The 14,783-nt window shown below is 70.5% G+C and carries 13 protein-coding genes; 5 read left to right on the top strand and 8 right to left on the bottom strand.

The window, feature by feature from the left end:
- The first annotated feature begins 61 nt into the window (after nt 1-61).
- Together QSK30_RS32140 and QSK30_RS32145 are read left to right on the top strand one after the other, a co-directional pair.
- Nucleotides 62-775, top strand: a complete 714-nt coding sequence (locus tag QSK30_RS32140) for a class I SAM-dependent methyltransferase (protein WP_285508711.1) — start codon at nt 62-64, stop codon at nt 773-775.
- Nucleotides 776-2,166: 1,391 nt separating this feature from the next.
- Nucleotides 2,167-2,817, top strand: coding sequence for a 4'-phosphopantetheinyl transferase family protein (locus QSK30_RS32145; protein ID WP_285508712.1), 651 nt, complete (start codon nt 2,167-2,169; stop codon nt 2,815-2,817).
- Nucleotides 2,818-3,343: 526 nt separating this feature from the next.
- Here QSK30_RS32145 and QSK30_RS32150 read toward each other — a convergent pair.
- The 4 genes from QSK30_RS32150 to QSK30_RS32165 all read right to left on the bottom strand — a co-directional run bounded on the left by QSK30_RS32150 (nt 3,344) and on the right by QSK30_RS32165 (nt 6,204).
- Entirely contained in the window at nt 3,344-3,883 is a 540-nt protein-coding gene (locus QSK30_RS32150; protein ID WP_285508713.1) for a methylated-DNA--[protein]-cysteine S-methyltransferase, read from the bottom strand.
- Between the two features lie 345 nt (nt 3,884-4,228).
- Nucleotides 4,229-4,909: a hypothetical protein gene (locus tag QSK30_RS32155; protein WP_285508716.1), complete on the bottom strand. Its 681-nt coding sequence runs from the start codon at nt 4,907-4,909 to the stop codon at nt 4,229-4,231.
- Nucleotides 4,910-4,953: 44 nt separating this feature from the next.
- Nucleotides 4,954-5,595, bottom strand: a complete 642-nt coding sequence (locus QSK30_RS32160) for a hypothetical protein (protein WP_285508717.1) — start codon at nt 5,593-5,595, stop codon at nt 4,954-4,956.
- 147 nt (nt 5,596-5,742) lie between these two features.
- Nucleotides 5,743-6,204, bottom strand: coding sequence for a rhodanese-like domain-containing protein (locus tag QSK30_RS32165; RefSeq protein ID WP_285508718.1), 462 nt, complete (start codon nt 6,202-6,204; stop codon nt 5,743-5,745).
- A 70-nt stretch (nt 6,205-6,274) separates the two neighbouring features.
- Here QSK30_RS32165 and QSK30_RS32170 point away from each other — a divergent pair, with 70 nt between their 5' ends.
- Complete coding sequence (locus QSK30_RS32170; RefSeq protein ID WP_502871920.1) at nt 6,275-7,231, top strand: helix-turn-helix domain-containing protein; 957 nt, start codon at nt 6,275-6,277, stop codon at nt 7,229-7,231.
- Here QSK30_RS32170 and QSK30_RS32175 read toward each other — a convergent pair.
- The 4 genes from QSK30_RS32175 to QSK30_RS32190 all read right to left on the bottom strand — a co-directional run bounded on the left by QSK30_RS32175 (nt 7,221) and on the right by QSK30_RS32190 (nt 11,858).
- Complete coding sequence (locus QSK30_RS32175) at nt 7,221-7,772, bottom strand: winged helix-turn-helix domain-containing protein (protein WP_285508723.1); 552 nt, start codon at nt 7,770-7,772, stop codon at nt 7,221-7,223. The genes QSK30_RS32170 and QSK30_RS32175 overlap by 11 nt on opposite strands.
- 85 nt (nt 7,773-7,857) lie before the next feature.
- On the bottom strand, nt 7,858-8,901 hold the full coding sequence (locus QSK30_RS32180; RefSeq protein WP_285508724.1) for a hypothetical protein: 1,044 nt from the start codon (nt 8,899-8,901) through the stop codon (nt 7,858-7,860).
- A 27-nt stretch (nt 8,902-8,928) separates the two neighbouring features.
- The gene (locus tag QSK30_RS32185; RefSeq protein ID WP_285508725.1) at nt 8,929-10,548 is read right to left on the bottom strand and encodes an alkaline phosphatase D family protein; all 1,620 of its coding nucleotides are present in this window, start codon (nt 10,546-10,548) and stop codon (nt 8,929-8,931) included.
- 41 nt (nt 10,549-10,589) lie between these two features.
- Nucleotides 10,590-11,858, bottom strand: coding sequence for a DUF2252 domain-containing protein (locus tag QSK30_RS32190; RefSeq protein WP_285508731.1), 1,269 nt, complete (start codon nt 11,856-11,858; stop codon nt 10,590-10,592).
- A 595-nt stretch (nt 11,859-12,453) separates the two neighbouring features.
- On the opposite strand from QSK30_RS32190, the gene QSK30_RS32195 reads away from it, so the two are divergent.
- A complete protein-coding gene (locus tag QSK30_RS32195; RefSeq protein WP_285508727.1) occupies nt 12,454-13,215 on the top strand; it encodes a bestrophin-like domain in 762 nt (253 codons plus the stop codon).
- The gene (locus QSK30_RS32200; protein ID WP_285508729.1) at nt 13,212-14,486 is read left to right on the top strand and encodes a DUF6923 family protein; all 1,275 of its coding nucleotides are present in this window, start codon (nt 13,212-13,214) and stop codon (nt 14,484-14,486) included. The genes QSK30_RS32195 and QSK30_RS32200 overlap by 4 nt, the downstream gene beginning before the upstream one ends.
- Nucleotides 14,487-14,783 lie beyond the last annotated feature (297 nt).

Genomic DNA, 14,783 nt, shown 5'->3' on the forward strand with positions numbered 1-14,783 from the left:
GTCGCCGCTCCCGACTGGTCGTAAACCATCACCCTAAAGAGTGATATCGGGTGGAGGAGAAATGGACCAATCGGTGAACGGCAACTGGCAGAGTTTCTGGACCGACCTGCCCAAGGAGCGGGGTCAGGCGGTCTGGGACAGCGAGCCGAGCGTCACCGCGACCGCACACCTGCCGCTGTTCGAGCAGCACTTCGCCGTCGACCTGCCGGTGCTCGACATCGGCTGCGGCAACGGCACCCAGTCGGCCGCCCTGGCCACGCTCTACCAGCGGGTGCTGGGCCTAGACTTCGCCCCGGCCGCCATCGAGCACGCGGCCGCACTGCAGGCCGAGTCCGGGGTCGAGTTCCGCACCTTCGACCTGACCGACACCGCCGCCGCCCGAGCCCTGCACGAGGAACTCGGCGACACGAACATCTACATGCGCGGCGTCCTGCACCAGATGCCAGACGAGCGAAGGGCCGACGCCGCAGCCTCACTGGCCGTCCTGCTGGGCACCACGGGCCACCTCTTCGCCGCCGAACTGTCCCCCACCGCGGGCGACACGATCAAGGACGCCATCAGCCAGAGCGCCGACGCCGTCCCGAAGATGCGGCAGGTCTTCAAGCACAACCTGACCCCGGCAGCCTGGCAGGAGGGCAAACTGGAGGCAGTACTCACCGCCGCGGACATCACCATCGTGCAGAGCGGCTCCCTGATCCTCCAGGGCACCGACACCCTCCCCAACGGCGACCGCCTGGACCTCCCGATGACCTGGGTGGTGGCGAACGCGAACTGAGCAGCGGGCCGCACTGGGGGCGGCCCCCGCTCACCGCTGATGGGAAAGTGGCGAACGACCAGGCACTGATGGTCACCAGCCAGCCAGCCGGCGGCGGCAGTCAGGCAGGCGGACCCAAGCCAGCGCCCGCCACCGACGGCCGGACCGACCGACCGACGGCTGGACGGACGGACCGACGGCTGGACGGACCAACTGACCGGACGGACGGACCAGCCGACTAGCCGACGGAACGACGACCGATAACCGAGGACTGGACCGACGGGCCGACTGACGGGTGGACAGAGGGACGGACGGCCGACGGACGGACCGGCACATGGATGGATGGACGGACCGACGGACCGGCTGGCGACGGACCGGCAGACGGATGGACCGACCAACCAACGGACCGACTGGCGGACGGACTGACCGGCGGAAGGACGGACCGGCCGACTGGCCGACAAACCGACGGATCCGCGAATCGACGGATCGGCTGCTGGCCGGCCGACGGACCGGCGGAAGGACGGACCGGCCGACTAACCGACGGACTCGCGAATCGACGGGCCGGCTGACTGGTCGGCCGACGGACCGACCGGACGGGCCAGCCGACTAACCTGCGGACCGACCGGCCGACGGACCGGCGGCTGGACCGGCGGACCGACCGGCCGCTGGACCGACGGACCAACGGACCAACGGACCAACGGACCAACGGATCGACCAACCAACGGACCCCCCGGTGGACGGACTGACCAGCCGACTAGCCGACAAACCGACGGACCCGCGAATCGCCGGACCGGCGGACTGGCCGGCCGACGGACCGACCAACCGACCGGCTAACCGACGGACCACCCACCTACGGACCGGCTAGTCGGCCAACTGGCGGACCGGCGGACTGCCAACGGACCAGCCGACCAACTAACGAACCGACCGTTCTGCTAGCCGGCATCTGGTGGTGGTGTTGCGGCAGGTTCTTGACCACGACCGGGCAGTCCAGAGTTCGCGCAGCGGAACCTCGCAGAACCACCCACCAAACCGCAGCGGTGAGGCCGACTTCGCTGGAACGCAACGCCCGCTACGGATGCTCGATCTAGTGGACTCGCTTCGTGTGGGGGAGGAGTGCCGCTAACCTGGCCCGTTGGTGGGGATGCCCTTCTCCCCACGCTTTTTCCCCACCGCGGTGCTCTAGGGGCCCCGCACGAAGTGAGTTCACTAGATCGAGCCCTGCTTGTAAGCCGGGCAACGCAGGGCTGCAACCCCACCAGACCGAGCCCACGCATGCGACCCCGGCCAACGAAGACGGCAACAAAGACGGCAGCGAACAGGCGTCAGCGAACAGGCGGCAGCGAGCGCGGCATGATCCAGGCCACGCCCACGTCCACCCCCAAAGCGGCTAGGGTCGAGACCGTGGTGGACCGGTGATCGAGAAAATCCTGCCCGCCGCCGTAGTGGCGGTGGAGGCCTTCGACGACCCGCCCGAGGCCGTCCTGCTGCCTGCGGAAGAGGCGGTGGTCGCCAAGGCCGTGGACAAGCGGCGCCGTGAGTTCACCACCGTCCGCCACTGCGCTCGCCAGGCCTTGGCCCGGCTCGGGCGCCCGCCTGCGGCGATCATCCCCGGTGAGCGCGGTGCTCCCCAGTGGCCCGACGGCGTCATCGGCAGCATGACCCACTGCGCCGGCTACCGTGCCGCCGTCTTGGCCGAGGCGACCGCGATCACCACCGTGGGCATCGACGCCGAGCCGCACGTGCCCCTGCCCGAGGGTGTCCTGGACGCGGTGTCCCTGCCCGATGAGCGCGCCCACTTGGCCGTTCTCGCGGTCGAGCACCCGGACGTGCACTGGGACAAGCTGCTCTTCGCGGCCAAGGAGAGCGTGTACAAGTCATGGTTCCCGTTGGCGCGCAAGTGGTTGGGCTTCTCCGAGGCCCGCATCCGCTTCAGCCCCGACGGTACCTTCACCGCTGAGCTCCTGGTCCCCGGACCGCACGTCGACGGCACCGAGATCACCGGCTTCGACGGCCGCTGGCTCACCGCCAACGGCCTCGCCGTCGCCGCCATCGCCCTGCACTGACCGATGGCTCTGCGCTGACCGATCACCGTGCGCTGACCGATCGCTTTGCACTGGCCGATCGCTCTGCGCTGGCCGACAGCCCTGCGCTGACCGATCGCTTTGCACTGGCCGACCACCGTGCGCTGGCCAGCCGCCCCGCGCTGACCGATCGCCCTGCGCTGACTGGTCACCGGAGGCCGACCCGCTGACCGAGGCGGCCTCAGCAGCGAGGAGAGCGCCCCCCTCGGGCAGGCCGACAACGACCTCCAATACCGCCAACGCCCGCAACGACTCCGGCCGCTCGGGCTGGGTACGCCCGGACTGCCAATTGCTTAGCGCGGTCTTGCTAGCAGCGGCATCCCGCTCCCGCAGCCGGTACTGGACCCGGGCCAGACTCAGCCCACTGGCCCGCAACACCAGCCGCAGCGCCAGGCTGAACGGGCCCGGCCGCCAGCGCCTCGGCCAACCGCCTGCGCTCAGTACTCGGCCGCTCGACGGGCATGCGCGTGTCCTCTCCGGTGTCCCCGGGGAAGACCATCGGCGCCGTTCAGTCGAAGAGGGAGGGCTGACCACCGGGTGCGGCCCCCTCGATCCCAAGCATCCGCAGCTTGGTGACCGCGCCATCGCCGGCCGAGAAGCCGCCGACCTTCCCGCCAGCCCCGAGCACCCGGTGACACGGGATGACGATCGGATACGGATTCCGCCCCAACGCCTGCCCCACCGCCTGTGCCGACCCAGGAAGCCCCAGCCGTGCGGCGACCTCTCCGTAGGTCAACGTCTCCCCAGGCGGAATAGCCCGAGCAACCGCGTAGACACGCTGATCGAACTCTGGGATCCCAGCCGGATCGACCTCGATATCCCCAAGATCGTCCCGTTCCCCAGCCAACAACCCGATGATCCGCCGAATCGCCGCCTGAACCACCTCCGGGGGCACACTCTCCTGCCCGTACCGCCGCAACCTCGCCACCGTCGCCCCCACACTGCGCTCCGGCAACTGCACCCCCACGATGCCCTGTTCCCCCCAAGCCACTCCGCACCGCCCAATAGCGGTGTCGAACAGCGCAAACCCACTCCCACCCGACCCCAAGTCGCCACCTACTCCCAGCCCCGAGCCCGCGCCCAACCCCGCCCCTGAACCCGACCCCACGCCCATTCCCACCCTCTCAGTAGAACCCTCACCCCCACCAACTCTCCCATGCCCCCACAGCGCTCGATGGGGTGGAGTGGCTTTGTTTGGGGAGAAAAGAGGCGCTAGCCTGGTCCCGGCGTGGGTGATCCCTTCCCCACCCGCTTCACCCCGGCGCCTCTTTTCTTAGGGGCCCCAAACAAAGCCACTCCACCCGATCGAGCACAACAACGCTAGTAAGCAAAAGGGCCGCACAGCAAAAATCCCGCGCCGGAAACTCCGACGCGGGATTTCAGCAAGGCTAACTCACGTGTGCAGCAGCTGGTTGAAGAACGACCGGTAACGCCGAAGCGCCTGCCGCAGGTCCTCCGTCTGCGCCTCGGTCCCGCTCTGCCACTGCTCCTCGAGCCCGCGCTTGTGCTCGGTGAACGTGGCCGCCAGCGCCTGCATCACCTCGGCCACCAGGTGGTCGGCCCCGCGCACGGCGTCCTGCGGGTCATCCACGAACGTCGTCTGGATGGCCTGCCACTGGCTCCGGAACCGCTCGACCTCGTCGTCAGCGAACAGCTGCGCCCCGGGCTCCTCGCCCTCGGTGGCCGCGGGCACCGCGGACTCCCGAACCTCCGACTGGGCCGGAACCTCGTCAGTGGCGTACCCAGGCGTGCTGTCCTGGTCCACGGCGGGCTCGGTCTCGTAGGCCGGCGTCCCGTCCCAGTCCTGGCGCTCGACGCCGTCGGCGTCGGTGACGGTGTGGTCCACGTCCGCGTCGGTGTCCGAGTGCGTGCGGTGCAGGTCGGTGCTGTCAGTGCTGTCCTGGCCGTCGAGGCGAGTCTCGTCGCCCTCACGCCCGAACTCGTGACCCGTCTCGTTGCCGGTCACGTGACCAGCGTCGTGGCCGGTCTCGTGGTCTGTCCCGCGATCGGTGTCGCGGTGGTCGCCGAGGAGGTCCTCGGTCTGCAGCTGGTCGTCGGACTGGTGCTGTCGCAAGGCGATCGCCTTCCGTATTAGTGGGGCCGGGGGAGAGGGCGGGGCTAGTTGCGGTGGCCGACCTGCTTGGCGGGCAGGCCGTCGGTGCGCACCGTGTGGCCGTCGCGCTGGGCGGCGGCGTCGGCCTCGTAGGTGTCGCCGTTGTCATCGGCGCCGTCGGCGATCAGGTCGCTGAACAGCTTGCGGTAGCGCACGATCGCCTCGCGCAGTTCCTCAGTGGACACATCGCCCGAGGCGTGCCGGGCGCGCACCTCGTGGGCGGTGCGGTAGTCCTCCACAGTGGACGCGTGGCGGACCGAGAGGTCGGCCGAGCGCTGCTCGTGGTCGCCGTCGGTGGGGTAGCCGCGGTCGGCCATCAGGGCCGTGACCAGGCTGTCCGCCTCCTCGACGGCCTCGCCGGGGCGGTCGACGAAGTGCTCCTGCACGGCCGCCCACTCGCGGGTGTAGCGCTCGCGCTCGGCCGCGCTGAGCGGCTTGATGTCGAGCTGGGCGTGCCGCTTCTCCCGCTCGGCGAGCTCGCGCTCGGCCTCTTTCTTCTTGGGGTGCTCGCTCAGCGCGCGGTCGTACTCGCCGCCGAAGCGCTCCTTGAGGTGCTTGCTCCGCATGCTCGACTTGGCCACCAACGCGACCAGGGCGAGCACGATGACGACCGCGACGATGATGCCGATGATCGCGCCTGTGGACATCAGTTTCTCCTTCCGGACAAAGGGAAAGGTGCTCATCCGGTTGCCCTGGGGATACCCGTGCGCCGCGAGCGTGAAACGGTTTCGGGCCGACGTTGGGCCATTAGGCCCACTACTCGCCGGTAATCGACGCCTCAGTCCTCAGTGGACTCAGCAGCCGCAGTCCTCGACGATGGTGGTCAGCGGGTCGGCGACCCGGGTGCCTAGCGTTCCCTCGACGGTGAAACCTTCCCTGGACCAGTACTCGAAGCCGCCGAGCATCTCCCGCACCCGGTAGCCGAGTCGGGCGAACTCGAGCGCCGCGCGAGTCGCGCCGTTGCACCCCGGGCCCCAGCAGTAGGTGATGACGTCGGTGCCCGGCGGCACGAGCGCGGGCGCGCGTTCGGCGATCTCGCGAGTGGGCAGGTGCAGCGCGCCCGGCAGGTGCCCCTGCGCCCAGGCCGCGGCCGAGCGGGAGTCGACGACGACCAGGCCGGGCGTCCGCGCGCCGAGGGCGGCGCGGACATCGCTGACGTCGGTCTCGTAGGCGAGTCGGGCGCTGAAGTGGGCGACGCGGTCGGCGACCTCGGCCGCGGTGGACTCGGGGGTGAACTGGGCTGCGTCTGTGGTCATGCGGCAATCCTGTGCGGCGCGCCCCCGGAACGACAGTGGCGCGAACGACGCTCTGCGCTAATATCTCGCCATCAACAGGGTGAGCGTCCTGGCCTACGACGGCATGTCGGCCTTCGAACTCGGCATCGTGACCGAGGTCTTCGGCCTGCCCCGACCGGAGCTGGACGTCGACTGGTACCGGCTCACCATCTGCGCCGAGGGTCCGGTCCGAGTGGTTGGCGGCGCGACCCTGGCCGCCGACGCGGGCCTGGAAGGCTTGGCGCACGCGGATACCGTGATCGTCCCGGGCATGTCGAACGTGCGCGGCGACGTGTCGCCTGCCCTCGTTGACGCGCTAGGCGCGGCCCACGCCCGCGGGGCCCGGCTGGTGTCGATCTGCTCGGGTTCCTTCGCCCTGGCGGCGACCGGTCTGCTCGACGGCAGGCGCGCCGCGACGCACTGGCGGTACGCGGCGCTGCTGGCCGCGCGCTACCCAGCGGTGCACGTGGACGCCGACGTCCTCTACGTCGACGACGGCGACATCCTCACCAGCGCGGGCAGCGCCGCGGGCATCGACCTGTGCGTGCACCTGGTCCGCCGCGACCACGGCGCCACCGTCGCCAACGCGGTGGCCCGCCGCCTGGTCGTGCCGCCGCACCGCGAGGGCGGGCAGGCCCAGTTCATCGAGGTCCCGGTGCCCGGCCGCGGCGAGGTGACCGCGATCTCGGAGTCGATGGCCTGGGCGCTGGCGAACCTGCGCGAGCCGATCACCGTCGACCTGCTGGCCCGCCGCGCGCACCTGTCGACCCGCACCTACCTGCGCCGCTTCAAGCAGACCACCGGCACCAGCCCGATCCGGTGGCTGCTCATCCAGCGGGTCCAGGCGAGCCTGCCGCTGCTGGAGTCCGGCGAGCGCTCGATGCCCGAGATCGCCGCCGCGGTCGGGTTCGACACCCCGGTGACCTTCCGGCACCACTTCACCCGGGCCATGCGGACCTCGCCCTCGGCCTACCGCCGGGCCTTCCAGGACCGCGCGGTCACTCGATAGCGACCAGGCCCGGGTCGCCGAACTGGTAGCCGACCCCGCGCACCGTGCGGATCAACTGCGCGTTCGGGTCGATCTTGCCGCGCAGCCGCCGGACGTGGACGTCCACGGTCCGCTCGCTGACGTAGGTCGTCTTCCACACCTCGGTCATCAGCGCGCGCCTGCGGAACACCCGGTTGGCGTTGGTGGCCAGGAACAGCAGCAGGTCGAACTCCAGCCGGGTCAGCGCCACTTCGCGCCCGCGCCAGAGCACCCGTCTGGCCTGCGGGTCCAGCCGCAGCGGGGCGCCCTTGCGGGGCAGCGGGACCACCACGCCCGGCCGGGTGGCCTCCTCGGTGACCGTGACGGCGAGTCGGTCGTCACCGTCACCGAGGGCGTGCAGCGCGCGCACCAGCCCGGCGGTGAGCTCGGGCATCCGGTCGACCTCGGTGGTCACGTGCACGGTGAGTGACAGGCGGGTGGTGTGGGTCTGGGTCAGCGGCGTGGCCATGCGGGTCCCCTCGGGTGTGGGCGGGCGGATGCGGGAGCGGGTCAGCTCCGACATCGACCACCGGTGACCAGATCGGGACGCACGGGCACAAGTCGACCAGGCAGCGCGCTGGGGCGTCAACGCCGTCCGGAAGGTGGGACTACTCCGCGTAGTGCTCGGTGGCCAGGTACGGGTGCAGCACGTCGGTGCCGCGCGGCAGGAACCACTCGTCGAAGTCCAGGCCCGGGGTGCCCAGCAGGTCGATCTCGTCCTCGCCGGAGTCCTCGTCGAGGTCGTAGACCCGCTCGTGGTCGAGGTCGGCGAACACCCGCTCGTCGAACGCGGCGAAGATCTCCTTGAGCGGCAGCTCGTCGAGCAGGCCGGCCAGGTCGAGCTGGACAGCGGTCTCGGCCTTGAGCACGTGCAGCGCCAGCGCCTCGGCGGTGCACAGCGGCGGGGTCCAGTCCGGCTGGGCGAGCCGGTAGCCCAGGATCGCGGTGACGACCAGGAACTGCTTGGCGAAGAGCGCGCCGTAGTGCTCGGCGTAGCGCGCGGGCAGCTGGTTGAGCACGCTGAGCGCCTCGACCTCGTTGGCCGAGCTCTCCGCGTCCTCGAGCTCTTGGACGTCGGCGAACAGCTCGTCGGTGAGGATCTCCATCGCCTGCACCATGGCACCGGCGACCAGCCGCGCGGCGTCCTCGGACACCGGCCCGTCCTGGTCCTCGACGTAGCCGAAGGCGTCCAGGCCGAACGCGCGCAGCGACAGCGAGGAGGTGCGCAGCTCCTCGCGGAGCGCGGCGACCTCCTCCTCGGTCAGCTCGGGCTCGTCGTCCTCGTCCTCCTCGACCTCGCCCGCGCCCAGCGCGGCGGCCAGGTCGTCGTCGGTGGCGATGACCTCGCACCGGCCGACGGTCCAGGTCGAGATCAGGTCGGTCTGGGCGAGCAGCTCGGTGAGCACGTGCCGCGCGGCCTCCTCGGCGAAGGCGAGCGCGGGCGCGTCGAGCAGCCAGGTGATCACCGCGCCGCCGGGGTGCACGGCGACCCGGTGGTCCAGCGGCTCCACCTCGACCCCGTCCGGGCCCTCGATGCCCGCCAGCAGGTCGAGTTGCTCGTCGAGCAGGGCGGCTACCCCGTGCCGCTGCAGCGGGTCGAGATCCGGGGTGTCGGCGGCCGGGGAGACGTCGGCGGTGAGCTGGTATTCCACGTCCGGCAGTCTAAGAGCGGGCCGCCGTCAGCCGGTGAGCGGGACCGTCGGCAGCGGTCGCAGCCGCGGGCCGTCCGGGCCGCTGTCGGCGCGCTCGATCACCATCTCGGCGTCGCGCCCGCGGACCCGCAGGGTGGCGACCGCGTTGCCGAAGTACGGGCCCGCGACCTTCTGCCAGTCGACCGGCAGCGGCGTGATCTCCGGTGAGCGGTACATCCACCAGCGCAGCACCTTGGCCAGCGGCTGCCACCAGGCCACCCGGAACAGCGGCCGCATGAACCGCTCGACCGCGTTGTGCATCGGCGAGCAGGTGAGCTGGTAGACCCGGGCGTTGACCGGCCGGTCGAAGGTGGCCTCGGCGGCGTAGACGTGGTGGACGTCGCCGGAGAGCACGCAGACGGTGGCCGCGCTGCCCTCGGCGATGCGCCTGATCAGCTTGGTCAGCCGGTCCGAGGACGCCCGGAAAGACGGCCAGTGCTCCAGGTCGGCGCCCTGGCGCAGCTTCTCGGCCAGCCGCCCGCGCCAGTCGGTGCGCCGGGCGGAGACCTCGTTCATCGACTGCACGTGGCTGATCACGTGCGGCATCAGCCAGGGCAGCGACGAGCCGATCAGCAGGTGGTCGTAGTCGCCCTCGGCGTTGGCCTCGACCCACTCGAACTCGCCGTCGCCGACCATCGAGCGGTGGCCGTCCTTGAGGATCCGGCCGGAGCGGGTGTCGACCACCAGCAGCCGCACGTTGCCGAAGTCGCGCCGGTAGCTCCAGCGGACGCCCTTGCGGCCGTTGAACTCCTGGGTGGCCACGTCGGCGAAGTCGCTGAGCACCGGCGCGGCGTCGCCCGCGGCGGAGATCACCTTCTGGAAGGTCTCGTCCTCGGCCAACTCGTCCGGCGAGAGGTTGCCGATGTGCTGGTAGATCCAGTAGGTCACCAGGGCGCCGCGCTCGCGGTCGGCCCACCAGGTGGTCTTCTCGATCGCGTTGCGCCAGTCCTGGGAGGTGTTCCAGTCGTCGCGCACGTCGTGGTCGTCGAAGATCATCGAGGTCGGGACGGTGGAGAGCAGCCAGCGGATCAGCGGGGTGGACCAGGACTCGTGGTAGAGCCGGACGTACTCGGTGAAGTCGGCCACCTCGATCCCCGGCGGCTGGTCGGTGTCGCGCCGGGTCTTGATCCACTCCTGGGTGGCCTTGCTGGTCTCGTCGGCGTAGACCTGATCGCCGAGCAGCATCAGCGCGTCCGGCCAGTCGTGCTCGCCCTGCCCGGCCATCCGGGTCGCGTAGGCGGCCAGCGCGTCGGTGCCCCACAGCTTGTGCTCGGTGGGGTCCTCGCTCTCCGGCTTGCGGCACGAGCCGAACATCATCAGGAAGTCGGTGTCGCCGCCCTCGGGCAGCGTGCGGATCCGGCTGGGCGGCAGGTCGGTGTCGGGCAGCGGCCACGCCACGGTGCCGTCCAGCGCGACGGTGTACTCGGTGACCGTCGCAGGCGCCAGGTCGGTCAGCACGACCAGCGCGTAGTGGTGGCCGTGCACCTCGAAGGTGGCCGCCGACTGGCCCGCGACGGTGACCTCGCAGGCCGAGTCGGTCTCCACCCACACCGTCGCCGAGCGGTCGTCGACGTGCCGGAGCGCGGGACCGAGCAGCAGTTCAGGCATGAAACCCCCTCATCTACGCCCGCCCGGCAAGGTACCCCGATTCAGCGGGTCGAACCGGATTCCACCGACTCCACGCCGCGGATCTCACCGCCGCGGAAGGCGTCGACGAACAGCGCGTGGTCGGTCCGGGTCTGCCGGGCGTAGCGGTCGGCGAACTCCACCACGTCGGCGACGAACTCGTCCTCCCGGTCGCCGATCGCCGCCGCGATGGCCTCCTCGACCTGGAAGTCCACCAGGGTCTGCTCGGAGTCGGAGTCGGACACGCAGTGCGCCTTGGCGGTGGCCCGGCCCAGGAACTCCAGCACCGGGAGCATGTCGGCGGGCTCGGTGAGGTCGGACCAGTCCAGGTCGGCGACGTACGGTGAGAGCTCGGCCACCACGAACCCGGTGCCGCGCAGCTCGGTGTGGCCCAGCCACGGGTCGGCGTGCGCCTGCAGCGCCCGCTGGGACACCGCGGTGCGGTGGCCGTGGTGCTGGAAGTAGGCGCGGATCTTCTCGTCGTCGACGATCCGGCTGGGCGCGGCCACGTTGGCCTGCTTCATGGAGAGCACCACGTCGTTCTCCAGCGCCTGCGACCGGCCCTCGACCAGCACGTTGTAGGCGGGCAGCCCGGCCGAGCCGATGCCGAACCCGCTGCGGCCGACCACGTCCTTGACCCGGTAGGTCAGGCTGGAGCTGGACCGCTTGCCGCTGGGGATGGTGTCCAGGTACTTCTCGAACGCGGCCTCCACCTCGGCCCGCTCGTCGGCCTCGAGCTCGCGCACGCCCGGGCCGATCCGGAAGACGCGGTCGAAGTCGCGGATGCTGGTGACCTCGGTGAGCAGCCCGACCCGGGTGGCCAGCCGGGCCTTGAGCAGGACCTGGTGCAGCACGCCGTCGGTGCTGTCCAGGCGCAGGCTGAACATCTCGTCGTCGGGGTTCTCGGCGAAGGTGCGGACCTGCTGGGCGTAGGCGCGCGCGTAGCTGCCGACCAGCTCCTCGATGGCCTCGTCCGGCAGCGCCTTGCGCCAGCCGAGCAGCGCCATGCTGGCGGCGAAGCGGCGCACGTCCCAGGTGAAGGCGCCCAGGTAGGCCTCGTCGAAGTCGTTGACGTCGAAGACCAGGGTGCCCTCGCCGTCCATGTAGGTGCCGAAGTTCTCCGCGTGCAGGTCGCCCTGGATCCACACCCGGCTGGTCCGCTCGTCGGCCCACCGGTCGGGTTCCTCGGTCATGTCGGCGTAGAACAGGCAGGCGCTGCCGCGGTAGAAGGCGAACGGCTCGGCGGCCATCTTGCGGAACTTCGCGCGGAACGCGACCGGGTCGGCGCTCATCAGGTCGGCGAAGGCGGAGTGCAGGACCGACACGATGCGTTCGCGGCGCTCGTCGGACACGGGGGTCTCCTTGCGGCGGGGAGGGGCTGGCCGCGGGCACGATCTCACGGTGGGCACCCGCGTCCATCCACAATGGAACGATGTTCGCCCGGTCGGGCGCACACGGATGGTCACTCTGGCACAGCCCGACCTCACCCTGTCAGCCGATGGACACCGTCGGTGCTGCCGGGGCGGGTGCCACCGGAGTGGTCGTGCGCGCCCGGGAAAGCGGCTATTCGGATTCGCCGGGCGGCTGAATGAGCGCATTACCGACACGTGCTTGTCACCGGATCGCGTTCTCACTACCTTTTGGTATTGGCGCGGGACGGAAATGCGCGGACTATTCATGTCTACCTGCCGGTCGGGCAGCGGGAGGTGGTGTTGGCCCCGTTTTGGTACCTCTGCGTGGCGACCGTCATCGCCCGATCATGTTGATAGCTAACCCGATCGAGTAAATCGGTCACTCTCGACGCGCGTTACCCGCCGCACTTCCGCCAGAGTTGACCCGGTCGCGGTCGCATTCGGGGTGAGCGGGCCGGGAAAGGGAATACTGCAGATGAACATCTACGTCTCCGGGCTGATCTGGGTCGTGGGCGCCGCCCTGGCCACCGCCATCGTCGCCTACCTCATCCGCCGCTTCGGGGCCACCGAGGGCACGGTCGAGAACAACGAGGCCGCCGGTCAGGTGTTCACCATCGTCGGCGGGCTGCACGCGGTGCTGCTGGCGTTCGTGCTGATCTCGCTGTTCGACGCCACCAGCGCCACCGAGGAACAGGTCTACCGCGAGGCGGACAGCCTGGTCGCGGCGAACTGGGCGGCGGACTCGCTGGGCGAGCCGACCTCCTCGGAGATCCGGGACCTGTCGGCGACCTACGTCAGCACGGTCGTCGACAAGGAGTGGCCCGACCTCGAAGAGGGCAAGGACGAGGTCGCGGGCGACGGCTGGGCCACGCTGGACAAGATGCGCAAGGTCATCAGCCAGGCCCAGACCGACGGCGACTGGCAGAACGACCAGAAGACCGAGGCGGCCAACAAGCTCTGGGACGTCTACGAGGCCCGGCAGGAGCGGCTCAACGCGGCGGGCAACGGGGTCAGCGACGTCGTCTGGTTCGCGCTGGTCGCGGGCAGCATCATGTCGATCTCGCTGCCGCTGCTCTTCGGCGGCCCGCGCCCGGTCACCCACATCATCATCGTCTCGATCCTGGCGGGCACCCTGTCGCTGCTGCTCTTCGCCACCCACCAGCTGCAGAACCCGTTCAGCGGCGGCGCCAAGATCGACCCCGCCGCCTTCGAGAGCGTCCAGGCGCGCCTGCTGTGAACCGCCGCACGGCCCTGGCAGGCGTCTCCGCCGCCTGCGTCGCCCTGGCGGGCGGCGCGCTGCTGTCCGGCGGCGAGGGCCAGGCGGCCCCGATACGCGCGGCGGACTGCGTCTTCTACCGGGTGCACAGCACCGACCGCGGCCTCTCGACCCTCAGCCGCGTCCAAGCGGCCGACGGCACGGTCGTCCGCATCGGCGGCCTGGGCCACCGGGTCAACGCGGTCGGCTACTCGGTCCGGTCCAACACGATCTGGGGCCTGAGCACGCGCTCGACAGGTGGGTCGTTCGACAACGGGGCCCACGTGGTCAGCATCGCCGGCAACGGCGCGGTCGTGGACTACGGGCAGGTGCACCGGATCAACGGCCTCCCCTTCCCTGCGGGCAGGCTCGCCGAGGCGACCGCCGGGACGGTGGTCGGCGACCTGTTGGTGGTCCGCGACCGCCGGGCGTTGTTCAGCATCGACGTGAACCCGGCCAGCAACACCTTCCTGGGATTGGTGGCGGTCACCCCGCTGTGGCCGTCGGACGCCGTGCGGGACGTCGACGACTTCGACTTCCGGGCCACCGACCGCCGGTTCTACGGCGTCACGACGGACGACCGGCGCTCGGCCGCCGTCCTGCGCATCGATCCCGACACCGGCCGAGTGTCCACTGTGGATGGTGTGCGACTGCCGGGCGCGGGGGCGTACGGAGCGGTCGTCGTCGGCCCGGACAACTCGCTGTACGCCACGGTCAACGACTCACACGACCGGAGCAGGCTGTTCCGAGTGGGCCTGGCAGGCGGACAGGTCGACGAAGTGGCGGCCTGGGCGGCGGTCTCCTCCTCGGACGCGACCGGCTGTTTGCCCAGCGCGGCACCGCCAGTGATCCCGCCCAGCCCCAGCCCGACGTCGCCCGCGCCGCAACTGCCCGAACCACCGAACGAGCCCCCACCGGTCGCGGCCCCGCCCGCGCCACTGCCCGTGCCTGTGCCGGTTCCGGCTCCGCGCACGACCGTGGCCACGACGTCGCCGGCGGCTGAGGTCCCTGTTTTGCCGCCTCCTGTTGTTGTGCCGGAACCCGTTCGCACGCAGCCGGCGCTCTCGCCGACACCGATCCCGGTGGTACCGCCTGCTCGCGCCACCAACCGCCAGTCGCCCACGACGACCGTTGTGGCGACCTCGGACCGGACACACCGGAAAACGGAGAAGAAGCGCCGCTGGGGACTGACAGTGCTGATCCTGGTGATCGGAGCCGGGGCTGCCGCCGCCTCCTCACGTAGGCGCCACTGACCGAGCCCGCTGGGGGCAACAGGATCCCGACCCCGCTGGTACGTAAGAGAATCCGGCCCCCCAGCAAACCGCTGCGGATAGGCCGACCCCGCTGGTACGCAAGAGAATCCGGCCCCCCAGCAAACCGCTGCGGATAGGCCGACCCCGCTGGTACGCAAGAGAATCCCGACCCCGCTGGTACGCAACGCCCGTTACGTTTGTGCTCGATTGGGTGGACTGCCTTCGTGTGGGGGGAGGCGACCGCTAAACTTGACCTGTGGTGGGGATGCCCTTCTCCCCACGCTTTTTCCCCACGCG

It is taken from the genome of Actinokineospora sp. NBRC 105648 (genome assembly GCF_030269645.1).
In the GTDB taxonomy this organism is placed as follows: Bacteria; Actinomycetota; Actinomycetes; order Mycobacteriales; family Pseudonocardiaceae; genus Actinokineospora.